Raw genomic sequence first — 24,609 nt, 5'->3', positions numbered from 1 at the left:
CCCATCATAAGGGCGAGCGACCGAGAACCCAAGCAGGCATTTCCCATTCGCCTGCCATTCTTCACACTTTGATTGCTCGGTGATACCAAGAGCCGCTATGGGCTAGCCAGCCTCTTTTTCAGACATCGTCATGGTACAGTTCCGCCCTGCGGCTTTGGCTTTATATAACGCCACATCAGCCAATTCCACCAGCTTCCCATAATCCTGACTGGGTTGAGGGGTCAGCGTCGCCACACCCAGGCTCACCGTCAGCGTAGTTGCAATATCAGAATAGCGGTGGGTCAGCCCCTTTTCGGCCAGCGCCTGATGAATTGCCGTCGCAACGACCTCTCCGCCATCCAAGCTGGTGTTGGGCAACAGAAACGCAAACTCCTCGCCACCGTAACGGGCGACCTCATCGGTCTCGCGTTTAACCACACTACGCAGCACCTTGGCCACCTCGCGAAGAGCAAAGTCCCCCTGCTGATGGCCGTAGTTATCGTTAAAGGCCTTAAAGTAATCAATGTCACACAAGATCAGTGTCAACGGATTCTTTTCGCGGATATGGCTATACCACATTTTACGCAGCTGCTCATCGAAACTACGGCGGTTGGCGACCTTGGTCAAGCTATCGACAAAACTGAGCTCCTGCAGTTCCATAATGGCATCAGCCAGTTGCTGCTCGGCCATTTTGCGCTCGGTCACGTCCCGCGCCATCATTAGCACACCGGTGGTACCATCGGTCGGATCCCGGTAGGGTGACTTGAGCACCTCGTACCAAATTGGCGTTCCATCCTCGAGAATAACGTAATCATCGGTTTTAACGCTGATCCCCTGCTGGACCACCTGCTGATCTGTCTGGCGGAACAGTTCCAGCTTATCAGCCTCCAATACATCAGCAGAAGATTTCCCCAGCAAGGATTGTTGGGTATAGCCAAGCGAACGGGCAAACGGTTCATTACAGCCGACATACACCCCGTGTTCATTATATAAGGCGATAGGATCCCGGCTGGCACTGAGGATGGTATCAAGCAACGTATTGCGCTGGGCCAACTCCTGCTCTGTCACTTCCCGTTTTTCAATCTCACTTTTCAGTACTTCCTGCATCTCATGCCAATCGGTCACATCGTGGCTAATACTGAGGGTACCAATGGCCTCCCCGCTATCACCTAGCAATAAATTGCAATTGGTCTCCAACAGTCGGCTCGACCCATCCGGCGCAGTAGTCCAGGTATGGGCAGCGCTGTTACCGAGCGAGCCGATCCCTAACTCTTCGGCAATCCCTTCATCTACACGTCCGCGCCAAAAACGGTCAAACGCCTTATTGGTGCCAATCAGTTCGCCTGATTTATCTTTGAAATACACCAGCTCAGACAGAGAGTTAAGTACCTGCTGGAAGATCCGTTGTTCGTTCTCCAGCTTTACTTGCTCGCCATGGCAAGTACGGGGCGAATCGATAAACAACAACCAACATGACTGCCATTGGCAGCGGATCGACAACCCCGAAATCAACAAAGGGATCCGCTTGCCATTGCTCTGTGGCAAGGCCTCATTCACGTCCTTGAAACTTTTTAGGCCGGCAAAGGGACGGAGGAAATCGCACAGTATCTGGCCATTGAGCCCATCAGGATAAAGGTAACGATCGTTGAGCTTACGGACCCCGAGTAACTGGCGGCAGGGCTTGTTGCCATAAACCAGATGGCCGTCTTTCTTGCGAACCACAGCGACGGCAATAGGCATGAAGGTCAACTGGCCATGCAGACGACGAAAAGAGCCAGCTTCAAGATGATGCAGCAGCAAAGCCAGCAAGCCGCCGCCGATAACCAGCACGAGAATCAATAATGAAAATAATAAGGCCGAGTTATCGGCCTGAAGCCAATGGGGAAAGGATGAAGCATAGGTGGCTGGCGCAATAACCGCCGAACCCAAGAGGGCCAGGCGGCCGATAACCCCCCGCAGCCGGCGTCCCCCGCAGCGGGTCAGTAGGATTAACAATGTAAGCGGCAAAGGACTAACAGAGCGTTCCTGACAGGAAGTATGCATTGATTTTCGTTATTAACGTCATTTTACTCGTAATCTAACACACTTACCGCTTCAATCGCTATGTCAGCCCAGTTGTCTAGCTCCAGGTTTTAGCTTGTTTGACGCACCGGCGGCGTATATTCAAATGGCTGACCCAACGCAGTGCCCTGGCCACCATGCAGATCCAAATTACGGCCGATCTCTGTCATCGCCAACCAACGGTTTTCACACCACTCGGGGGCAAGTAAAGTTGGCTTACGGGCACTGGCTGAGACTCGGTGATAAACCACCTCAGGCGGGGTCAGGCGGATCATTTCCGCCGAAATTTCGGTGTAATCCTCAAGGCTCAGTTCGGCCAGTCGACCGGCTTTCCACGACAGTCCCATGATGCTCCCCTCAACAATATGCAGTGGGTGCAGCTTAATACCATCAACGCCGGCACCAACCACCTTACGAACAGTATCGAGGTTATCCTCGCGGGTATCCCCCGGCAAACCAACAATCAAATGGGCACAGACTTTCAGCCCCAATGCCCGCGCCCGCTTGGTAATGGTCTCGTAGCACGCAAAGTCATGACCTCGGTTAATCCGCTTGAGAGTTTTGTCGTTGGCGGTCTGTAAACCCAACTCCAGCCAGATCTCGTACCCTTGTTCACGGTAACCCGCCAGTAACTCGAGCACTTCATCAGGCACACAGTCAGGTCGAGTACCGACACACAATCCAACTATGTCAGCTGCTTCCAAGGCTTCTTCATACATGGCTTTTAATGTCTGCACCTCTGCGTAGGTGCTGGTGTAAGCTTGGAAATAGGCAAGATAGCGCTTGGCACGATCGACTTCGCCTGCGCGCTGAGACAACTGCTCGCTGATCGGTTTGTGCTGCGCCTGCTCATCGGCAAAAGAGGCGACATTACAAAAAGTGCAACCGCCACGGCCAATAGTACCATCACGGTTCGGGCAGCTGAAGCCACCATGCAAGGTCAGTTTATGCACCTTTTCTCCGTAGCGACGCTGTAGGTCTTGGCCTAATGTGTTCACGAGCTCATGCAGCTGCATCTTGTCACCTAGTCATTCAAGGGGTCGAAAAAAGCGGCACAGGTTAGCACCATTGGTTTTGTCAAAAGTTGTGCGAGAACAATAAAGGCGTTTTTTTCACCACGTATGGGCTGAAAAAAAGAATGAAAATTAGCAACAACATCACTCTGTAATACTTTGGTCTAACGCTAGATCAAGTACCAATACAAAAAACAGGGATAAACAGTTTCACTATGCACATATGGCGCAGTTTTCGAATAGATACGCATCCAATTAAGCAATTAATTCATAGTGATGCTGATATGTTACTGACAATGGATAATTTTTGTTGGTAATTAATCAATCAAAATTGTAGGATAGTTACAGCTGTGTGCAATTTATGAACAATAAAAGTAACTAAACTCTGCAAATATTTAGTGGTTTATGTTGCTCCCCCTCAAAACTGCAGCGCTTTTGCATACCAGAGCATGAGTGCTACAGAATGAAGTTTGCTATTGATTGACTACATCATCCCACAGCAAACCCATCCTCAACGGCCGGACAGGAGTCCACATGAGCCAGAAGGATGTATAACCAAAATTAGGGATAACTCAGGTGCCTGGATTGGTGCCTGTTGAAACTGGAAGGAAGTATCTATGACAGATCAAGAGCTGAATGCTCAGGGACTTTATGTGCCTGAAATGGAGCACGATGCCTGTGGTATCGGCTTTGTGGCCCACCTAAAGAACCGTAAGTCCCACGAAATTGTCACCCAAGCCCTTGATATGCTAGCTCGGATGGAACACCGAGGCGGTCAAGGCTGTGACCCGAGCAGTGGTGACGGTGCCGGTATATTGCTGCAAAAACCCCATGAATTCCTGCTTGAAGAAACCGTCAAGCAAGGGATCCGTCTGCCATCATTCGAGCAGTATGGCGTGGGTGTGGTGCTGTTTCCCAAAGATGAGTACAAACGCCAGCAATGCCGTGACATCTTGGAGCGTAACGCCAAACGACTTGACCTAGAAGTGGTTGGTTATCGTGTGCTGCCCGTTGATAATTCAATGATTGGCGAGGATCCGCTAAGTACTGAACCCCAGTTTGAACATGTTTTTATTACCGGCGGTGCCAGCATGGAACCGGCAGTGCTCGAGCGCAAGCTTTACGTATTGCGTAACTACACAGTTCGCGTCTGCCTAGAGAGCATCTCCAACATCGGTGACGACTTCTACATCAACTCCCTGTCATACAAGACATTGGTGTATAAGGGTCAGCTTACGACCGAGCAGGTACCTCAGTACTTCCTTGATCTACAGAACCCGTCGATGGTCACCGCACTGGCACTGGTACACTCTCGCTTTTCGACCAATACCTTCCCAAGATGGCGTCTGGCCCAGCCTTTCCGTTACATCGCCCATAACGGTGAGATCAACACCGTGCGCGGTAACCTTAACTGGATGAAAGCCCGTGAAGCCATTTTGGAGTCAGAGCTATTCAGCCAGCAAGAAATCGACATGTTGCTGCCTATCTGTCAGGAAGGCAGCTCGGATTCATCCAACTTCGATATGGCGTTGGAACTGCTTGTGCTATCAGGCCGAAGCCTACCACACGCGCTGATGATGCTAATCCCGGAAGCGTGGCAAGAAAACAAGAATATGGATCCGAAGCGTCGCGCCTTCTACCAGTACCATGCCAATGTCATGGAACCTTGGGATGGCCCTGCGTCTGTTTGTTTCACCGATGGTGTTCAGGTTGGTGCAACCCTTGACCGTAATGGCCTACGTCCATCGCGCTATACCGTGACCAAAGATGACTTCCTGGTGATGGCATCAGAATCTGGCGTGGTTGAAATCGAGCCAGAAAACGTTCAGTTCCGTGGCCGCCTGCAGCCGGGCCGTATCTTCGTTGCCGACCTAGAACAAGGTCGCATTATCTCTGACGAAGAGGTCAAAGACACCATCGCTTCTGCCCAGCCTTATGAGCAATGGGTCAAAGACAACCTGCTGACACTGAAGAGCCTGCCAGAAGCTGACAACATGCACCACCAGCCAACGCCTGAACGCCTGCTGCACCACCAGCAAGCCTTCGGTATGAGCTCGGAGGAAGTCAACGAAATCATCGTGCCGCTGGCTAAAACTGGCTACGAGCCACTCAGCGCCATGGGTGCCGACTGGCCGCTGGCCGTGCTATCACACCAGTCACAGCACCTGTCGAACTACTTCAAGCAGTTATTTGCCCAGGTCACCAACCCGCCAATCGACCCGATCCGCGAGCGCATGGTGATGTCCCTCAACACCTATCTGGGTAAAGATCACAACCTGCTGACCGAAACCCCTGAGCACTGCCAGAAGGTTGAAATTGAATCGCCGGTACTGAGCAATGCCGAGCTTGAAAAGCTACGTGCTATCGATAACGAGTACCTGCAGGCCAAAACGCTGGATATCGTATTCCGAGCCAGCGGTGAGGAAGGCAAACTGGAACGCGCACTGAAACGTATCTGCCAGTATTCGGAAGACGCAGTGATTGACGGTTACTCGGTCATCATCCTGACCGACCGTGCCGTCAACTCAAACCACGCCGCTATCCCTGCCATGCTGGCTGTCGGCGCCGTTCACCACCACCTGATCCGCAAAGGCCTGCGTGCCAAGTGTGACATCGTGGTTGAAACCGGCGATGCCCGCGAAACCCACCACTTTGCCACACTGGTCGGCTATGGCGCCAACGCCGTGAACCCGTACCTGGTGACTGAAACCATTGTTGATCTGCAGCGTAAGCGTAAGCTGGATCCGGAAGTACCCACCGAAGAGTTGTTCAACAACTACCGCAAAGGGGTGAATGGTGGCCTGTTAAAGATCTTCTCCAAAATGGGGATCTCAACCCTGCAGTCCTACCATGGCGCGCAAATCTTCGAAGCGCTGGGGATCAGCAAATCTGTGGTAGACAAATACTTCACCGGCACGGTTTCCCGTATCCAGGGACTGACCATTGATGACATCGCCAAGGAAGTCTTAATTCGTCACCGTCTGGGCTACCCAACACGCGAAGTGCCAATCCAGATGCTGGATGTCGGTGGTGTCTACCAGTGGAAACAGCGTGGTGAAAAACACCTGTTCAACCCAGAAACCATTTCTTTGCTGCAGCAATCGACCCGCAACAAGGACTTTACCCAGTTCAAAGAGTACGCCAATGCCGTCGACGCCCAGGGCGACGATGCCGCTACGTTGCGTAGCCAACTTGAATTTATCAAAAATCCAGCCGGCTCCATTCCGCTGGAAGACGTAGAGCCAATCGAAAGCATCCTCAAGCGATTTGCAACCGGTGCCATGAGCTTTGGCTCAATATCTTACGAAGCGCACTCGACCCTTGCAGTGGCAATGAACCGTATCGGTGCCAAGTCGAACTCGGGCGAAGGCGGTGAAGATCCTGCTCGTTTCGAGAAGAAAGACAACGGTGACTGGGAGCGTTCGGCCATCAAACAGGTAGCGTCTGGCCGCTTCGGTGTGACCTCGTACTACCTGACCAACTCTGACGAAATTCAGATCAAGATGGCACAAGGTGCCAAGCCGGGTGAAGGCGGTCAGTTACCAGGTGACAAGGTGGATGACTGGATCGGGGCAACCCGTCACTCAACACCGGGCGTCGGTTTGATTTCACCTCCGCCACACCACGATATCTACTCTATCGAGGATTTGGCGCAGCTGATCTATGATCTGAAAAACGCCAACCGTGCCGGCCGAGTCAACGTCAAACTGGTATCGGAAGCCGGTGTCGGTACGATTGCCTCAGGTGTTGCCAAAGCGAAAGCAGATGTCGTGCTAATTGCTGGCTTCGATGGCGGTACCGGTGCATCACCGATGTCATCGATTCGCCATACCGGTCTACCATGGGAGCTTGGCTTGGCTGAAACCCACCAGACCCTACTGAAGAACGGCCTACGTAACCGTATCGTGGTCCAAACCGATGGCCAGATGAAGACACCGCGTGACCTTGCCGTCGCAACCCTGTTGGGGGCCGAGGAATGGGGTGTCGCAACCGCAGCCCTCGTGGTTGAAGGTTGTATCATGATGCGTAAGTGTCACAAGAACACCTGCCCAGTAGGTATCGCTACTCAGAACAAGACCTTGCGCGAGCGTTTCGATGGCCGTGTTGAAGATGTCGTCACCTTCTTCCAGTACATGGCACAAGGTCTGCGTGAAATCATGGCAGAGCTTGGCTTCCGGACTATCGAAGAGATGGTGGGCCAGTCAAACAAGCTGAAGATCCGTGAAAACATCGGCCACTGGAAGTACCAGAACCTGGACCTGAGTCCGGTACTGTTTGTCGAACCAGCCCGTAACGAAGACGGCGTATACAACCAGCGTGAGCAGAACCACAACCTGGAAGCGGTCCTCGATCGCAAGCTGATTGAAGCAGCAGCGCCTGCCTTGTATGAAGGCAAGCAAGTGGATGCCAAATTTGACATCATAAATACCGACCGCAGTGCCGGTACCATGCTGTCGAACGAAATCTCCAAGATTTACAAAGATAAAGGCCTACCGCAGCCGATGAACGTCAAGTTCAACGGTTCAGCTGGCCAGAGCTTCGGTGCCTTCTTGGCCAAAAACGTCAAGTTTGAGGTCGAAGGCGATGCCAACGACTACTGGGGCAAGGGCCTGTCGGGCGGTACGCTGGTACTTTACCCGGATGCCAACTCTGACATCATCCCGGAAGACAACATCGTGGTGGGTAACGTCTGTTTCTACGGCGCGACCTCGGGCGAGTCTTACATCCGCGGGATGGCTGGTGAGCGCTTCTGTGTACGTAACTCAGGTGCTCGAGTTGTAGTTGAGGGCGTGGGTGACCATGGTTGTGAATACATGACCGGTGGTGTTGCCGTTATCCTCGGCCAGACCGGACGTAACTTCGCTGCAGGTATGAGTGGTGGCGTGGCGTATGTCTGGGATCAATTCGAAGACTTCGACACCAAGCTCAACCCAGAGCTGGTTGATCTCGACCCGCTTGAGCAAGAAGACAAAGAGCTATTGTTCGACATGCTCACCAAGCACGCTGAACTAACCGGTAGTACTGTGGCAGAAACCTTCCTGTCTAACTTCGAGGCCAATCTCGAGAAGATGGTGAAAGTCATGCCGAGGGACTACAAGGCAGTGCTACAGAAGCGTAAGGAAGAAGCACTAAACAAGGAAGAGTTGGAGGCCATCAATGGGTAAGCCTACAGGATTTTTAGAGTTTGGCCGCGAGCTGCCAAAGAAGCTGGATCCGAGCGTCCGCATAGAGGACAACAAGGAGTTTGTTCTCAACGAGGAGTTCGGCGACAAGATCAATACGCAGGCTTCACGCTGTATGGATTGTGGCGTTCCGTTTTGCCACAACTCCTGCCCGATCGGTAACATCATTCCGGAGTTCAATGACGCGGTTTACCGTGACAGCTGGGAAGAAGCGTGGAATATCTTGAGTTCGACCAATAACTTCCCGGAATTTACGGGTCGTGTGTGCCCAGCCCCTTGTGAAAGTGGCTGTGTACTGGGTATCAACCAAGACCCAATCACAATTTGTAATATCGAGAAGACCATTGTCGAAACGGCGTACCGCGAAGGATACGCCAAACCCAAGACACCACGCTCCCGTACCGGCAAAACCGTTGCGATTATCGGCTCTGGCCCTGCCGGCCTTGCCGCGGCGGAGCAGCTTAACAGCGCCGGTCACTGCGTCACTGTGTTCGAACGCGATGAAAAAGTCGGGGGTCTGTTGCGCTTCGGGATCCCTGATTTCAAGCTGGGTATGGACATAATAGATCGCAAGATTGGCCTGATGGCCGATGCCGGGATCAAGTTTGAAGTCAACGCCCATATCGGTGTAGACATAAACGCCCAGCAACTACGTCAGGAGTTTGATGTCATACTGCTAACAGGTGGCTCAACCGTGCCGCGCAACCTGCCTATTCCAGGCCGTGAGCTCAAAGGCGTACACTTTGCAATGGAGTTTCTGGCCCAAAATAACCGCCGTGCCAACGACATGGATCTGAAAACGGAAGAAATCCATGCCAACAGCAAACATGTAGTCGTGATCGGTGGTGGTGATACTGGCTCTGACTGTGTCGGTACCTCTAACCGTCACGGGGCATCAAGCATTACCCAAGTCGAAATCATGCCGATCCCACCAGAGAAGCGACCGGCTAACCAGCCATGGCCTTCTTACCCGATGATCATGAAAACCTCTACCTCTCACGAGGAAGGGTGTGAGCGTCACTGGAATATCCTGACCAAGGAATTCATCGGCGATGATGCTGGCAACGTGAAAGCGTTGCGTATTGCCGATATCCAGTGGGAAGAAGCTAAACCGGGCGAGCGCCCGGGCTTTACTGAAGTTGCCGGCTCTGAGCGTATTATCCCTTGTGATCTGGCATTTTTGGCAATGGGCTTCCTGCATCCTGAGCCGAATGGTGTGCTGGCTCAACTGGATATCAAACTCGATAAGCGTGGTAATGTTGCAACACAAGGGTTTGCGACGAGCCAAAAAGGCATATTTGCTGCCGGAGATATGCGTACTGGCCAGTCACTGGTTGTTCGTTGTATCAACGAAGGCCGCGAGTCTGCCCGAGAGATTGATGCCTACCTAATGGGTAACAGTAACCTTGAAGCCAAGGCTGATTCCCTAATGCTGTCGGATGCCTCTTAGGACTAACGCGAGCTATTTTCAGAAAACGTAATCCAAACCGGCCCAAGTGGCCGGTTTTTTATTCCCTAGATAATCCCCCCACCATAATTATTCACTGTAACCAGCCCTAATTTCCCCGCAATATCGGTGCCCGCTCACAATGTTAACTTAATGTTTATAGTTTGACCTTTCTGTAAATAGTCGTTAACTTGAAAGGTCGCTGGAAGCAAAAGGTGCCTTTGCAGCCCCCCCGATAATCAAAAGAAACCACCAGTGGTGCGCGCAAAGGTTGTCATCGATGGTCAGGAAGACCGTCAAAAAATGCAGTATTTCTGCTTATTCAGGCAGATGCTAGGGAGAGTTGCAATGACACTGTATAACCCCATGCTGGATAAAGATAACTGTGGTTTTGGGTTAATTGCCCACATCGAAGGAGAAACCAGCCACAAGCTTGTCCGCACCGCTATTTCTGCTCTTGACCGTATGACCCACCGTGGTGGGATTGCCGCCGATGGCAAAACCGGTGATGGTTGTGGGCTGCTGATGAAAAAGCCCGAAAGCTTTTATCGTATTGTTGCCGAAGACCAGGGTTGGAAACTGTCGCGTGAATTTGCCATCGGCATGCTGTTTCTCAGTCAGGATCCGGTTCTTGCCGAACAGGCTCGAACCATTATCAGCGAAGAACTCGCCAAGGAAACCTTGTCACTGGTTGGCTGGCGACAAGTCCCCATCAACCCACAGGTGCTGGGCCCTATAGCAACTGAAACTCTCCCCAATATCGAGCAGGTGTTCATCAATGCCCCTGCAGGCTGGAAGCCACGCGATATCGACCGTCGGCTTTACATTGCCCGGCGCCGGATCGAAAAACGCATCACCGCCGACCCCGACTTTTATATCTGTAGTTTGTCGACTCAGGTAACTGTCTATAAAGGGCTTTGTATGCCTGCTGACCTACCCCGTTTCTACCAAGATCTCGGGGATATCAGGCTAGAATCATCAATCTGTTTATTCCACCAGCGTTTTTCTACCAATACCCAGCCGCGCTGGCCGTTGGCACAGCCGTTCCGCTATCTGGCCCATAACGGTGAAATCAATACCATTGCCGGTAACCGCCAATGGGCCCGGGCGCGCGCCTACAAATTCGCCTCCCCGTTATTGCCGGATCTGCAAAACGCAGCCCCCTTTGTCAATGAAACCGGATCGGACTCCTCGAGCCTTGATAACATGCTGGAGCTGTTCCTGTCCGGCGGCATGGATCTGTTCCGCGCGATGCGGATGCTAGTCCCGCCTGCTTGGCAGAACCACCCAGATATGGATCCCGAGTTGCGGGCTTTTTATGACTTTAACTCCATGCACATGGAGCCATGGGATGGTCCAGCCGGTATCGTGATGTCCGACGGTCGCTATGCGGCCTGTAATCTCGACCGTAATGGCCTGCGTCCGGCGAGGTACATCATCACCAAGGACAAGTTGATCACCCTCGCATCTGAGGTCGGGATCTGGGACTATGCCCCCGACGAAGTGGCCGAAAAGGGCCGAGTAGGCCCTGGTGAGTTACTGGTGATCGATACCAAGTTTGGCAAGATCTGGCATTCTGCCGACATTGATAACGACCTGATGGGGCGCCACCCTTACAAAGAGTGGATGGATAGCCATGTTAAACGCCTAATTCCTTTCGAAGAATTAGGCGACGAACAAGTCGGTAGCCGCTCGTTCGACGATACCGAACTCGGCACCAGCCAAAAGCAATTTGCCATGAACCGCGAGGAAATCGATCAGGTGTTGCGGGTGATCGGTGAAAACGGGCAGGAGGCCACCGGCTCAATGGGTGATGATGCACCGATGGCGGTGCTGTCATCGCGCGAACGGGCTGTTACCGATTACTTCCGCCAGATGTTTGCTCAGGTCACCAATCCACCGATTGACCCGTTGCGAGAAAAGCATGTGATGTCACTGGCAACCTGTATCGGCCGTGAAATTAATGTCTTCTGCGAAACCGATAGCCACGCCTACCGGGTCTCCTTTAGTTCGCCGGTACTGCTCTATTCCGACTTAGTGCAACTGCTGGAGCTCGACAACCAGCACTACCGCAACAGTATTATCGACATCAACTTCACCCCCGACGAGAAAGATCTCAAGCAGGCAATCATTGATATCTGCGATCAGGCTGAACGCTTGGTCCGCAGCGGTACGGTACTCATTGTCCTGTCAGACCGCGGCATCAATGCCGGCAAGCTCCCCATACCGGCTGCGATGGCGGTAGGTGCGGTCCAAAACCGGCTGGTCACCCAGCAGCTGCGCTGTGATGCCAACATTGTTGTCGAAACCGCCACTGCGCGCGATCCACACCAATTTGCTGTGTTACTTGGCTTCGGGGCCACCGCGGTGTACCCATACCTTGCCTATGAAACCCTTGGCCAATTGGTTGATAGTAATGCCATTACCAAGCCATATCGCGATGTTATGCTCAACTTCCGCAACGGCATCAACAAGGGCTTGTACAAAATCATGTCCAAGATGGGGATCTCGACGATTGCCTCCTACCGCTGCGCCATGCTGTTCGAGGCCGTTGGTCTTGATGATGACATTGTCGAACTCTGTTTCCGCGGTGTGTCAAGCCGGATCCAAGGCGCAGGGTTTGCCGACTTCCAGCAAGATTTGTTCAACCTTTCCCGCCGAGCTTGGCTCAAGCGCAAACCTATCGAGCATGGTGGTTTGCTGAAATACGTCCACGGTGGCGAATTCCATGCCTACAACCCCGATGTTATTGGTACCTTGCAACACGCCGTCAAATCCGGTGAGTATGCTGACTACCAAGCCTTTGCCAAGCAAGTAAATGAACGGCCCATAGCCGCTATCCGTGACTTGCTCAAGCTCAAATCTGGCCAAGTCCCTATCGCCATCGATAAAGTCGAACAAGCATCTGCGCTGTACCAGCGATTTGACTCTGCCGCCATGTCCATCGGCGCACTGAGTCCCGAGGCACACGAAGCGCTGGCCATTGCGATGAACCGCTTGGGGGGCAGCTCCAACTCAGGTGAAGGCGGTGAGGATCCGCGTCGTTTCAACAGCGAACGAAATTCCCGAATCAAACAGGTGGCGTCAGGTCGTTTTGGCGTTACCCCGCACTATCTGGTGAATGCTGATGTCATCCAGATCAAAGTGGCACAGGGGGCCAAGCCAGGTGAAGGGGGACAGCTTCCGGGCCACAAGGTCACCACGGAAATAGCTAAGCTCCGCTATGCGGTACCAGGCGTCACCCTGATCTCGCCACCGCCCCACCATGATATTTACTCAATTGAAGATCTGGCTCAGCTGATCTTCGATCTCAAGCAGGTCAACCCTACCGCCATGGTCTCGGTCAAGCTTGTCTCTGAGCCTGGTGTCGGCACCATTGCCACCGGGGTCGCCAAAGCCTACGCCGATCTTATTACCATTTCCGGTTACGATGGCGGTACCGGTGCCAGCCCACTGACCTCAGTCAAATATGCCGGTAGCCCGTGGGAGCTAGGATTGGCTGAAACCCAGCAGGCCTTGGTTGCCAATGGCCTACGCCACAAGATCCGCCTGCAGGTGGACGGCGGTTTAAAAACCGGATTAGATGTCGTCAAGGCCGCGATCCTCGGGGCTGAAAGCTTCGGCTTCGGTACCGCGCCCATGGTGGCGCTAGGGTGTAAATACCTGCGGATCTGCCACCTCAACAACTGTGCCACCGGCGTGGCGACACAGGATGAAACCCTGCGCCGTGATTTCTTCAAAGGACTTCCCGAGCAGGTGATGAATTACTTCATCGGCCTGGGTCAGGAAGTCCGAGAACTCCTTGCCGAACTGGGCGTCGAAAAGCTGACCGACCTGATTGGCCACACCGAGCTGCTCGAGGTCATCGGCGGCTATACCGCCAAGCAGAGCAAGTTGGATCTCGCCCCGGTATTGGCAACCTCAGAACCGCTGGCTGGCAAGACCCTGTACTGTAGCGAAAAAAACACCCCGTTCGACAATGCGCCGCTCAATATCACCCTAATCGAACAGGCACTACCGGCCATTGAAGCGCGCAGCGGTGCCAATATTTTTGAGGATATTCGCAACACCGATCGCTCAGTTGGAGCAAGACTGTCGGGGGAAATTGCCAAGCGCTGGGGTAATCAGGGCATGGCTTCAACACCAATCAACCTCCACCTGACCGGCACTGCCGGCCAGTCATTCGGCGTATGGAATGCTGGCGGGCTTAACCTGTTCCTCACTGGTGATGCCAACGACTATGTCGGTAAAGGGATGACCGGCGGGCAAATTGTGATTCGCCCGCCTATTGGCTCGGCATTCAAATCTAACCACGCAACCATCATCGGCAATACCTGCCTGTATGGCGCGACTGGCGGTAAGTTATTTGCCGCCGGCAAAGCCGGTGAGCGTTTTGCAGTCCGTAACTCAGGTACTATCGCGGTCATTGAGGGGGCGGGCGACAATGCCTGTGAATATATGACCGGAGGGATTGTGGCGATTCTCGGCAAGACCGGAGTCAACTTCGGGGCAGGGATGACCGGTGGCTTTGCCTACATCCTAGATGAAGATGGTGATTTCGCTGGGCGGGTCAACCCTGAACTCGTTGAGGCTTTGCCGCTGTCCAAGCTAAAGATCCATCAGGAGCACCTTCGCGGCCTGATTGACCAACACCTCGAATTAACCGGCTCAGATCGGGCACAGGAAATATTGGCCGAATTCGACCAATGGATCCCGCGCTTCTATCTGGCTAAACCAAAGGCTGCCGATGTCAACACCTTGCTCGGCCACCAAAGTCGCTCAGCCGCCGAGCTGCGCGTACAAGCACAATAGGGAGGGAGTCCGATGAGCCAGAACATATACCAATTTATCGATGTTGCGCGTATCGACCCACCCAAGAAGCCACTCAAAGTGCGCAAGATTGAGTTTGTCGAGATCTACGAACCATTCACCCACCAGCAGGCCAGCGCCCAAGCAGACCGCTGCCTCGATTGCGGTAACCCGTATTGCGAGTGGAAGTGCCCGGTCCACAATTACATTCCCCAATGGCTCAAGCTCGCCAATGAAGGCCGGATCATCGAAGCGGTTGAGCTAGCGCACCAGACCAACACCTTGCCCGAAGTCTGTGGCCGGGTCTGCCCACAGGACCGACTGTGTGAAGGGTCTTGCACCCTCAACGATGACTTCGGTGCCGTCACTATCGGTAATGTCGAAAAATACATCACCGACAAGGCATTCGAGATGGGCTGGAAGCCAGATATGTCCCATGTCGAGTGGACCGACAAGAAGGTCGCGATCATCGGGGCTGGCCCGGCAGGCCTGTCCTGTGCCGATATTTTGGTACGCAACGGGGTCAAACCCGTGGTATTCGACCGCTATCCGGAAATTGGCGGACTGCTGACCTTCGGCATCCCGTCGTTCAAGCTGGAAAAAGAGGTGATGATCAACCGCCGCAGGATCTTCTCCGACATGGGGGTCGAGTTCCGCCTCAATACCGACGTCGGTAAAGATATCGAGCTGGCCGATCTGATTGCTGAGTATGATGCCGTGTTCCTCGGTGTCGGGACCTATCAAAACATGCGGGCAGGCTTGGACAACGAAGAGGCACCAGGCGTCTTTGATGCACTGCCGTTTTTGGTGTCCAACACCTACCGGGTAATGGGACTCGAGGGCGAACAGCCGTTTATTGATATGGCAGGTAAAAACGTGGTAGTCCTCGGAGGGGGAGACACTGCTATGGACTGCGTCCGGACCTCGGTACGCCAGGGAGCCAACAAGGTTATTTGTGCTTACCGTCGCGATGAAGCCAATATGCCAGGCTCAAAACGTGAGGTGAAAAACGCCCGCGAGGAAGGCGTAAAATTCCAGTTCAACCTGCAACCGACCGGGTTGGAAATCGACAGCAATGGCCAAATCTGCGGCGTCAAGATGGTCAAGACGGCTCTCGGTGAGCCCGATGACGCTGGCCGCCGCCGTCCAGAGCCCGTGCCGGACAGTGAGCACACCCTATCTGCCGATGCGGTTATCATAGCCTTCGGCTTCCAGCCCCATGCTATGCCTTGGCTAACCGAATTTGGGGTCGACCTCGATCAATGGGGCCGGATCCAAGCACCTGAAAACGGGAGTTATGCCTTCCAAACCACCAACCCGAAGATTTTTGCCGGCGGTGATGCTGTTCGTGGCTCGGATTTGGTAGTCACCGCCATTGACGAAGGACGCCGCGCCGCAGATGGGATCCTCGACTACCTCAATGTGTAACTAACCGGTTGGCAGCTTGGCATTGTGGCTGTCCACCATGTTACAATTGAGTCACTCCCACGCCCCCTCAATGGGGGCTTGTTACCAAATAAGAGACTGTATTGATGAAAATCGGCATTATCGGCGCGATGGAGCAAGAAGTTGCCATCCTTAAAGATCAACTGGCTAACTGCGAAACTCACCACAAAGCAGGCTGTACTTTCTACACCGGTTCACTCAATGGACATGATGTGGTTCTGCTTCAATCTGGCATCGGTAAAGTAGCTGCCGCTGTGGGTAGCGCTGTACTGCTAGAGATCTTCCAGCCAGATGTCGTGCTGAACACAGGCTCTGCTGGTGGTTTCGACAGCAGCTTGAACGTCGGTGATGTAGTGATCTCGACAGAAGTACGCTACCACGATGCCGACGTCACGGCATTCGGTTACGAAATCGGTCAAATGGCACAGCAACCTGCTGCTTTCGTATCAGATACTAAGTTGATGGACGTTGCCGAGCAGGCACTGGCAACCATGGGCGAGACCCACGCAGTACGCGGCCTGATATGTACTGGCGACGCATTTGTTTGCACGGCTGAAAAACAAGCATTTATCCGTGACAACTTCCCAACCGTTATCGCGGTAGAAATGGAAGCAGCGGCTATAGCCCAGGCTTGTCACCAGTTCAACGTACCGTTCGTGGTTGTTCGTGCAATCTCTGATGTCGCAGACAAAGAATCGCCAATGAGCTTTGAAGAGTTCCTACCGCTTGCAGCCCAAAGCTCCTCGGTAATGGTTGCCAAGATGGTTGATCTACTGAACCAGTAAGATGACCGACGCCATTGCACTTATCGCCGGTAACAGCACCCTACTCGCCTTGTGGGGTGCACTGGCATTGCAATGGCTCTTGCCCATTCCCTCCCAGCTCCACCCATTAAAAATCTGGCGTCACCTCGCCTTATCTCTCGCTAGCAAAGTCAATAAGCCCAATGATGCTCCGCAACAAAAGCGCTTGTCTGGACTGCTCTCTTGGTCGCTGCTATGGCTGACCGTGTTGATTGTTCTTATTTGCCTTTACCAATTGGTCTGGATAGATGCAGCTTTCCACTTATTATTGCTGTGGTTCGCGCTGGACTGGCGCAACATGCACAAATTCAGTAAACAGTTTGTCCGTGCCTATAGCCGTGAAGACAAACTGCAATGCCGGGCGCTGCTTGGCACCAAGTTAAACCGCCATACCGATACTCTATCACTGCTCGGAATCGGTAAAGCGGGCGCCGAAACCCTGCTGGTCGGATATGGGCGCTTGGCCGCTGGTGTCTTATTCTGGTACGCCTTAGCTGGCGGAATAGGGGCTATCTTGTATCGCTTAGCCGTTGAGTTAAGTCGTTGCTGGTCCCCCAGTAGGCAACAGTTCCGCCATTTTGGCCAACCCGCTACCACAGCCCTTGCCATACTGGATATTGTTCCACTGCGCCTCTTTGCGCTGATACTGACAGTTGGCCACAACGGGAGAGTGGCATTACGGGGACTCCGGCAGCAGGGGGAAAACTGGCAACTCCCCGGCCCTGGCTGGCTGTTAACGGCTACCGGTCACAAACTGTCGCTGTCATTGGGCGGCCCGGTTATTTATGACCAGATAAAAATGGAGCGGCCCAAACTGGGAGGCAAAATAGCCCCAGCGCCATTGCACCTAAGCCAAATTGACCGCCTCGCCAACCAACGACTATGGATATGGGTTACCACCCAAAGCCTGCTATTGCTAATGCTACAAGGAGCTGTTTAAGTGCGTTTAGCTGTTTTCTGCCTACTGATGTTTCTGGCCTTCTTCACAGCGGCCCAACCCGTGAAAACCATCATCAGCCTGTCACCACACACTACCGAGATGGCCTATGCTGCAGGTCTTGGCGATAAGCTCATCGCAGCCAGCGACTACAGTGACTATCCGGAAGCCGCCAAGTCGCTCGAGCGAGTGGCCAACTACCGCGGTATAAAAATGGAGCGGATCGTCGCCCTACAGCCGGATCTGATCTTGGCCTGGAAAGGAGGAAACCCAACCCGTGAAATGACCAGGTTGGAGCAACTCGGCTTCAACGTATTCTATTCCAATCCCAAATCTCTGGAAGATATTGCCAATACCCTGGAGCAGTTGGGCCAATTTGCCGACTCCCCAGATCAAGCCCAGTTCAGTGCCAATGACTTCCGCCAGCGACTAGACACCCTACGTTTGACACACCAGAAAAAAAACACGGTCAGCTATTTCTACCAACTGAGCAACAGTCCGATGATCACCGTAGCCGGTGACAACTGGCCAAGCCAAGTATTTGCCGTCTGTGGCGGGTCAAACATCTTTGCCAACAGTGCCGCTGCCTATCCGCAAATATCAACCGAGCAGGTCATTGTCCGCCAGCCGGAGGTGATCTTCGGCACCTCGCATGCCGCAGCCGATCCTTCAGTATGGGACAATTGGCGACAACAGTTACCCGCCGTTGAGAAACAGCACATATTTACGGTTACATCAGACTGGCTGAACCGGCCGACTCCCCGAACAATTATGGCAGCCGAGGAGATCTGCCAGTATCTAGATCAGGTACGACAGAGCCGCTTGTAACACGCTATCAACAATCACTGTGAGTCACCTCACAAAGCGGTATCAGCGAGTTGTCAGCCAGTTTATTCGTCGTACAATCTGCGCGATCACCCTATATTCTCTGACTCAGCAGGTATCATGATGCTCATTTATCTTCTCGATATGTTCGGAACGGCCGTATTTGCCGCCTCGGGCGTATTACTGGCAGGCAGACTCCGGATGGACCCGTTCGGGGTCGTGGTGCTGGCCAGCGTCACCGCAATCGGCGGGGGGACCATCCGTGACATGGCTCTGGGGGCCACACCCGTTTTCTGGATCACCGATACCAACTACCTCTGGGTCATTTTCATTACCTGCTTGATCAGCATGCTGGCTATTCGCCGCCCACGACAGATGCCGTGGTGGATATTGCCTGTATCCGATGCCATTGGCCTAGCGGTTTTTGTGGCTATTGGTGTCGAGAAGGCGCTACGTTTCGGTGCCACACCAATGGTCGCCGTGATCATGGGTGTCATGACGGGCTGCGGCGGCGGGGTGATCCGTGATGTACTAGCCAGAGAGATCCCAATGGTACTGCGAACCGAGGTGTATGCCACTGCCTGTATCCTCGGCGGGATTATCCACACTGTGGCTCTGTCGGCAAATGTCGACAGTGCGGTTGCGACTCTAGCAGGCATTATCACCACGCTGACGATCCGACTGGCAGCGATTCGCTGGCACCTTTCGTTGCCAACCTTTGCCCTGAGACATTGATATACCTCCCAGCTTCAGCGCAACAACTCACGAGCTTTTACAAAAACCGCCACCCTGGCGGTTTTTTTCTACCTAATTTCAATTTACCAAACCACTTAGTAAGCAAATAACTTTACTTACACCAAGAGCGAGCTACATTTAAATAAATAAAACACTTTATTTAATTGATGAGGCGCCTATGACCCCCTATGTAGAACATGCCAACATTACCGTCTGCAATATCGACCTCACAGTCGAATTTATCCAAACTGCCTTACCTTCATTCGCCATCCGCCATTGCGGCCAAGGCGATCTCTACCGCTGGTGTCATATCGGTACCGAACTAAGCTACCTTGCCCTGCAGGAAGTTGTCGAACGAGAATCAGTCGATCGCACACCGTACCGAGACAGTGGCATTAACCATATCGGTTTGGTGACCGATGATATCGAAAGTGTCAAAGCACGCCTACTGGCCGCCGGGTATAAAGAAAATGAGATGGAGGCGTCGCACCCTTGGCGAAAGCGAATTTATTTCTGGGATCCCAATGGGATAGAGTGGGAGTTCATTGAATACCTGAGTCAGGATGACAGTCAGCGTAACGACTATAGCATATAGGCTATTGGCTATTGGCTATTGGCTATTGGCTATTGGCAGTTTGATCAAAAAAGGCGCCTGAGGCGCCTTTTTAATACGGGTTCGTGTAGACCTTGATTACTTCAGGGTTACACGGGCAAACTTACGCTTACCAACCTGGTAAACCGCAGTACCAGCCGCTGGAACCAGCTTGGTATCTTCAACCTTGTCGCCATCGATTTTCGCTGCGCCTTGACGGATCATACGCATCGCATCAGACGTGGAATTAACCAAACCTGCATCTTTCAACAGGTTACCGATTGCAATGCCAGCTTCAAATTCAAACTCTGGCATTTCTTCTGGCATCGCGCCCTTCTGGAAACGGTTGATGAACTCTTGCTCTGCAGCATCAGCTTCGGCTTCGCTATGGAAACGGGCAATGATTTCTTTCGCCAGCAAGATCTTCACATCACGTGGGTTCTTGCCTGCAGCGATATCAGCTTGGAACTGGTCGATTTCTTCCAGCGGTCGGAAAGACAGACACTCGAAGTAGTTCCACATTAGATCATCAGAGATCGACATGATTTTACCGAACATCTCGCTTGGTACATCCGTCACACCAATGTAGTTGTGTGCTGACTTGGACATCTTTTTAACGCCGTCCAGACCCACCAATAGTGGCATCGTCAGGACAACCTGTGGCTTCTGGCCATTGGCTTTTTGCAGCTCACGCCCCATCAGCAGGTTGAACTTCTGATCAGTACCACCCAACTCAACATCGGTCTCCATCGCAACTGAGTCATAACCCTGAAGTAGTGGGTACATGAACTCGTGAATCGCAATCGGACGGCCTTCGTTGTAGCGCTTTTTGAAATCATCACGCTCAAGCATACGGGCAACAGTTTGATTTGCAGCCAAACGGATCATACCTTCCGCGCCTAGCTCTGACAGCCAGCTCGAGTTGAATTCAATCTTGGTCTTGGCCGGATCCAAAATTTTGAATACCTGCTCTTTGTAAGTTTCAGCGTTACGCAGAACGTCTTCGCGAGTTAGCGGTGGACGAGTGGTATTTTTGCCTGTTGGATCACCCACCATCCCGGTGAAGTCACCGATCAGGAACGTGACGTCATGGCCTAGCTCCTGGAACGTACGCAGTTTATTCAGGATCACTGTGTGACCCAGATGAATATCCGGTGCAGTTGGATCAGCACCCAGTTTGATTCGTAGAGGACGGTTCTCTTTTAGCTTGGCAATCAGCTCCTCTTCCGGAATCAACTCATCCACACCACGCTTAATCTCAGCTAAAGCTTGTTCAATGCTAGCCATTCTTGTTCGCTCCCACAGAATTGGCAAAAAAGTAATAATCCTCAATCTTACTTGAATAGCGATGTTTTTTGAAACCAGTTAAACTAAGGGTTGTCTTATTTTTTATGAAATAGCAAAAAAACACCACATGCAAGTACCGATATTCCGCCGTTTGCCAAGGATGCACCAAACACTCATCACTATGATCAGCTCGCTGCTCGTAGTGTTACTATTATGGCCGAGTTCGGAAAACAACGGGCACCCCGAGCGTAAATTCGAAATTGGCAAATTCTACCCGCTCGAATTATCCCTCGATACAGACCAATTACGCCCAATGGCGGGTGACGAAAAACCAACTATCCCGCCGCTGAATTGGAAACAACACGAAGTGCAATCTGGCGAAAGCCTCGCGGTGGTATTTAATAAGGTTGGCCTATCTCCAGCGACACTCTACCACTTGGTCAATGCCGACGAGGGCACCAAGAGCTTAACGACCCTACGTCCGGGCGACAAGCTGCGCTTCGGTTTTGACGAAGACAACCAGCTCGTTCAGCTTATCCAACCGAAAAGTGCTACCGATAGCTTGGTGATCACTCGTACCGCAGACACCTTCTACTCGAATAAAGAAAGTAAGGACGTTGACCTACAACTCAATTTCGCTCAGGCCGTGATCACCTCCAGCTTCTGGAATGCCGCCGACAAAGCCGGGCTAACCGCCAACCAAATCATGGAAATTGCAGGGATCTTCGGCTGGGATATCGACTTTGCCTTGGACATACGCTCCGGTGATACTTTCTCGGTACTGTTTGAAGAACGCTTAGTTGAAGGTGAACCAATTGGCCGGGGCAACATTCTAGCGGCGACCTTCACCAACCTAGGTCAAACCTTCACAGCGATTCGCAGCGAAGATGGCAAATACTATGACGAGAAAGGACAAGCGATGCGCAAGGCTTTCCTGCGTTCGCCAATCAATTTCCGTTATGTCAGTTCGAACTTCAACCCTAATCGTCTCCATCCGGTAACCGGGCAAGTTCGCGCCCACCGCGGTACTGACTACGTCGCCCCGGTCGGCACTCCTATTTGGGCGGCTGGTGACGGTGTGGTAATGCAATCGAGCTACAACAAATTTAATGGTAACTATGTCTTCATCCGCCATAGCTCTACCTACATTACCAAGTATCTGCACCTGACTAAGCGTAAAGTCAAAACCGGCCAGCGTGTCAAACAAGGACAAACCATCGGTACCTTGGGCAGTACCGGTCGCGTGACTGGTGCCCACCTGCATTATGAGTTCTTGGTCAACGGCGTACACAAAAATCCGAGAACGGTAAAACTGCCTCAGGCCCGCTCGCTAAGCGGCAAGGAAAAGACTCAGTTCCAGCAATTTGCCAAAGAACGTATGGCGCAGCTGAACCACTTCAGCCAGTTTATTGCCGACAACAGCCCGCTGCTCGGCAACCGCACCTAACTGTAAATCACCACAACGTGACCCAATAAAAAAGCCGCTCCCATGGGGAGCGGCTTTTTATTCGCCATTTTTCAGCTATTGCTCGAACAACATTGCAATATCAGACTTAATTAGACGCTGAACGATGCACCGCAACCACAAGTGGTTGTCGCGTTCGGGTTATTCACGAAGAAACGGGAACCTTCCAGCCCTTCCGTGTAATCAACCGTGCCACCGATCAGGTACTGCAGGCTCATCGGGTCAACAACCAGTGTGACTCCGCTATTTTCAATCGTGGTATCGCCTTCATTGACTTTCTCGTCAAAGGTGAAGCCGTATTGGAAACCACTGCAACCACCGCCGGTGATGTAAACACGCAGCTTCAGCTCCGGGTTTTCTTCCTCGGCAATAAGCGCTTTCACTTTATTCGCTGCAACATCGGAAAAACTCAGCGGCAGATTAGCATCGCTCATTTAAAACCTCTCAATACTTTCGGTTATGCCTGCCATTATCTAATACCTGACTATCTCGTTCAAGTATTGACCACCGTAGACTGCTCTCGTTGAGCCTTTTTTTCCTTTTCTATGGTCCGATGCAGAAGCTGGGAGTAAATTGGCTGACCACCCAATACCTGTGCCAGCATCGTCGCCCCAAGGGTCGTAATGATTAATGGCAAGATCAAATCGTAGTTATTGGTCATTTCAATCACCAATAGAATCCCGGTGATCGGTGCCCGAACGGTGGCGGCAAACAACGCCCCCATGCCGGCAATCGCAAACATGCCTGGTTGCAAGCCTAGCTCGGGAAACAATTGCTGGGCCACAACGCCAAAGAAAGTACCAAACAGAGTACCCAAAGCCAGCATCGGGGCAAAGATCCCACCGGGTGCCCCAGATCCAAAACACAACAATGTGGTTGCTACACGGGCCAAAAACAGGATCAGCAGCACACTGATCCCATACTCTCCATTTGTCGCATTGGGGATCAAGCTGATCCCCCCACCGGTCAGTTCCGGAATATAAAGCAGTAGTAAACCGAACGTTCCGCCGAGCAACGTGCCGGTCAGTAAATAGCGGCGACGGTCATTACGGTGAATACGAGCAAACATATCTTGGCTCAGGGTGACCAGTTTGTTGAAAATCACCCCGAAAATGCCGAAGGCCATCCCGAGTAACAAAAACAACCACAGCGAGCGCAGCAACGGCGCCTCGTACTGCGGCATGGTGATCACGGCTTGCTGGCCAGAAATACTGCGGAATACAATATTGGCCACAATGGCCGATATCATCACACATTTAATCGAAATCAGGCTATAGCGAAACTGCGGCCGCATCTCCTCGACCACAAACATAATGGCAGCAAGCGGAGCATTGAACGCCGCGGCCAGACCACCAGCAGCGCCCGAGGCCAACAACGCATGGCGACCTTCTTTATCTTTAAGACGAAACAAGTCAGACACCATCCGACCGATATTCCCCCCCATCTGTACCGACGGCCCTTCCCGCCCCAGCACCATACCCGAACCCAGCGCGCCCAAACCACCAATAAACTTAACCGGCAATACCCGCCACCAGCGTACCGGTCGAATATCATCCATCGCCCCTTCGATTTCCGGGATCCCAGATCCGGCGGCCTCCGGCGCAAACCGGTGGACAAGGTAATACCCCACCAAGGCCAGCAAGGCACTGATCAGAAACGCAGATAACCAAAGCGGCAGCATACTGCTGATTTCATGCCGCAGCCATTCTGTGCGCTGCTCCGACACCCAGTGCACCGCAATTTCAAACAAGGTCGACAACAAGCCCGCCCCTAGCCCCACCAGCGCAGAGAGGAATAGGACGGAAACAGGGGTTTTGTCACGCGATAAAAAGCGCCGGACCAGCCCACTTGGCTGCAGTCTTTCAGGCGCAGGGGTGCCTTGGTTTTTCTCTGTCATCAAAAATGCCGTAATCGTGAAGTCATCCCGGAGCCGGGGAGTGATAGAAAGGGGCGCCCTAAAATATGGGGAAGGCACCTTGAACTAGCATAGCTGACTGATTGTTTTTTTTACATATTCAATGTTGGAA

15 protein-coding genes are annotated in these 24,609 nt (G+C 52.7%); 10 read left to right on the top strand and 5 right to left on the bottom strand.

Annotation, left to right across the window (positions count from 1 at the left end):
- Window positions 1-102: 102 nt before the first annotated feature.
- Together ACVA58_RS14570 and ACVA58_RS14565 are read right to left on the bottom strand one after the other, a co-directional pair.
- Window positions 103-2,022, bottom strand: coding sequence for a diguanylate cyclase domain-containing protein (locus ACVA58_RS14570; RefSeq protein ID WP_446511166.1), 1,920 nt, complete (start codon window positions 2,020-2,022; stop codon window positions 103-105).
- 89 nt (window positions 2,023-2,111) lie between these two features.
- Window positions 2,112-3,056 carry a TIGR01212 family radical SAM protein gene (locus ACVA58_RS14565; RefSeq protein WP_446511165.1) on the bottom strand — a complete coding sequence of 315 codons (945 nt, stop codon included), beginning with the start codon at window positions 3,054-3,056 and terminating at the stop codon, window positions 2,112-2,114.
- Window positions 3,057-3,670: 614 nt separating this feature from the next.
- Here ACVA58_RS14565 and gltB (ACVA58_RS14560) point away from each other — a divergent pair.
- From gltB (ACVA58_RS14560) to ACVA58_RS14520, 9 genes are all read left to right on the top strand, one after another.
- Window positions 3,671-8,218 carry a glutamate synthase large subunit gene (gltB, locus tag ACVA58_RS14560; protein WP_446511164.1) on the top strand — a complete coding sequence of 1,516 codons (4,548 nt, stop codon included), beginning with the start codon at window positions 3,671-3,673 and terminating at the stop codon, window positions 8,216-8,218.
- Window positions 8,211-9,686: a glutamate synthase subunit beta gene (locus tag ACVA58_RS14555; protein WP_446511163.1), complete on the top strand. Its 1,476-nt coding sequence runs from the start codon at window positions 8,211-8,213 to the stop codon at window positions 9,684-9,686. Before gltB (ACVA58_RS14560) ends, ACVA58_RS14555 begins: the two co-directional genes overlap by 8 nt.
- Window positions 9,687-10,031: 345 nt before the next feature.
- A complete protein-coding gene (gene gltB, locus ACVA58_RS14550) occupies window positions 10,032-14,495 on the top strand; it encodes a glutamate synthase large subunit (protein ID WP_446511162.1) in 4,464 nt (1,487 codons plus the stop codon).
- A gap of 12 nt (window positions 14,496-14,507) precedes the next feature.
- Window positions 14,508-15,920 carry an FAD-dependent oxidoreductase gene (locus ACVA58_RS14545; RefSeq protein WP_446511161.1) on the top strand — a complete coding sequence of 471 codons (1,413 nt, stop codon included), beginning with the start codon at window positions 14,508-14,510 and terminating at the stop codon, window positions 15,918-15,920.
- A gap of 104 nt (window positions 15,921-16,024) precedes the next feature.
- Window positions 16,025-16,723, top strand: coding sequence for a 5'-methylthioadenosine/S-adenosylhomocysteine nucleosidase (gene mtnN / locus ACVA58_RS14540; protein ID WP_446511160.1), 699 nt, complete (start codon window positions 16,025-16,027; stop codon window positions 16,721-16,723).
- A 1-nt stretch (window position 16,724) separates the two neighbouring features.
- Window positions 16,725-17,681, top strand: coding sequence for a cobalamin biosynthesis family protein (locus ACVA58_RS14535; protein WP_446511159.1), 957 nt, complete (start codon window positions 16,725-16,727; stop codon window positions 17,679-17,681).
- On the top strand, window positions 17,682-18,506 hold the full coding sequence (gene btuF / locus ACVA58_RS14530) for a vitamin B12 ABC transporter substrate-binding protein BtuF (RefSeq protein ID WP_446511158.1): 825 nt from the start codon (window positions 17,682-17,684) through the stop codon (window positions 18,504-18,506).
- A gap of 120 nt (window positions 18,507-18,626) precedes the next feature.
- Window positions 18,627-19,238 (top strand): TRIC cation channel family protein, encoded by a 612-nt coding sequence (locus ACVA58_RS14525; protein WP_446511261.1) that lies wholly within the window; start codon window positions 18,627-18,629, stop codon window positions 19,236-19,238.
- 178 nt (window positions 19,239-19,416) lie between these two features.
- Window positions 19,417-19,833 carry a VOC family protein gene (locus ACVA58_RS14520; protein ID WP_446511157.1) on the top strand — a complete coding sequence of 139 codons (417 nt, stop codon included), beginning with the start codon at window positions 19,417-19,419 and terminating at the stop codon, window positions 19,831-19,833.
- A 96-nt stretch (window positions 19,834-19,929) separates the two neighbouring features.
- Here ACVA58_RS14520 and tyrS read toward each other — a convergent pair whose 3' ends face one another.
- Window positions 19,930-21,117, bottom strand: a complete 1,188-nt coding sequence (gene tyrS / locus ACVA58_RS14515; RefSeq protein WP_446511156.1) for a tyrosine--tRNA ligase — start codon at window positions 21,115-21,117, stop codon at window positions 19,930-19,932.
- Window positions 21,118-21,244: 127 nt separating this feature from the next.
- Here tyrS and ACVA58_RS14510 point away from each other — a divergent pair, with 127 nt between their 5' ends.
- Window positions 21,245-22,564 (top strand): peptidoglycan DD-metalloendopeptidase family protein, encoded by a 1,320-nt coding sequence (locus tag ACVA58_RS14510; protein WP_446511155.1) that lies wholly within the window; start codon window positions 21,245-21,247, stop codon window positions 22,562-22,564.
- A gap of 110 nt (window positions 22,565-22,674) precedes the next feature.
- Here the strand turns inward: ACVA58_RS14510 and erpA are convergent, their stop codons facing one another.
- Both erpA and clcA read right to left on the bottom strand, forming a co-directional pair.
- Complete coding sequence (erpA, locus tag ACVA58_RS14505) at window positions 22,675-23,016, bottom strand: iron-sulfur cluster insertion protein ErpA (RefSeq protein ID WP_107350759.1); 342 nt, start codon at window positions 23,014-23,016, stop codon at window positions 22,675-22,677.
- Between the two features lie 59 nt (window positions 23,017-23,075).
- Window positions 23,076-24,479, bottom strand: coding sequence for a H(+)/Cl(-) exchange transporter ClcA (gene clcA, locus ACVA58_RS14500; protein ID WP_446511154.1), 1,404 nt, complete (start codon window positions 24,477-24,479; stop codon window positions 23,076-23,078).
- Between the last annotated feature and the right edge of the window lie 130 nt (window positions 24,480-24,609).

It is taken from the genome of Photobacterium sp. DNB22_13_2 (assembly GCF_052873915.1).
Note: the sequence above shows the minus strand (reverse complement) of the source record. Positions and strands in the feature narration are given on the sequence as shown.

Excerpts from the sequence above, each read along its gene's own strand:
- ACVA58_RS14570 (WP_446511166.1), bottom strand. The coding sequence starts at position 2,022 with ATGCATACTTCCTGTCAGGAACGCTCTGTTAGTCCTTTGCCGCTTACA.
- ACVA58_RS14565 (WP_446511165.1), bottom strand. The coding sequence starts at position 3,056 with ATGCAGCTGCATGAGCTCGTGAACACATTAGGCCAAGACCTACAGCGT.
- gltB (WP_446511164.1), top strand. The coding sequence starts at position 3,671 with ATGACAGATCAAGAGCTGAATGCTCAGGGACTTTATGTGCCTGAAATG.
- ACVA58_RS14555 (WP_446511163.1), top strand. The coding sequence starts at position 8,211 with ATGGGTAAGCCTACAGGATTTTTAGAGTTTGGCCGCGAGCTGCCAAAG.
- gltB (WP_446511162.1), top strand. The coding sequence starts at position 10,032 with ATGACACTGTATAACCCCATGCTGGATAAAGATAACTGTGGTTTTGGG.
- ACVA58_RS14545 (WP_446511161.1), top strand. The coding sequence starts at position 14,508 with ATGAGCCAGAACATATACCAATTTATCGATGTTGCGCGTATCGACCCA.
- mtnN (WP_446511160.1), top strand. The coding sequence starts at position 16,025 with ATGAAAATCGGCATTATCGGCGCGATGGAGCAAGAAGTTGCCATCCTT.
- ACVA58_RS14535 (WP_446511159.1), top strand. The coding sequence starts at position 16,725 with ATGACCGACGCCATTGCACTTATCGCCGGTAACAGCACCCTACTCGCC.
- ACVA58_RS14525 (WP_446511261.1), top strand. The coding sequence starts at position 18,627 with ATGCTCATTTATCTTCTCGATATGTTCGGAACGGCCGTATTTGCCGCC.
- ACVA58_RS14520 (WP_446511157.1), top strand. The coding sequence starts at position 19,417 with ATGACCCCCTATGTAGAACATGCCAACATTACCGTCTGCAATATCGAC.
- tyrS (WP_446511156.1), bottom strand. The coding sequence starts at position 21,117 with ATGGCTAGCATTGAACAAGCTTTAGCTGAGATTAAGCGTGGTGTGGAT.
- ACVA58_RS14510 (WP_446511155.1), top strand. The coding sequence starts at position 21,245 with ATGCAAGTACCGATATTCCGCCGTTTGCCAAGGATGCACCAAACACTC.
- erpA (WP_107350759.1), bottom strand. The coding sequence starts at position 23,016 with ATGAGCGATGCTAATCTGCCGCTGAGTTTTTCCGATGTTGCAGCGAAT.
- clcA (WP_446511154.1), bottom strand. The coding sequence starts at position 24,479 with ATGACAGAGAAAAACCAAGGCACCCCTGCGCCTGAAAGACTGCAGCCA.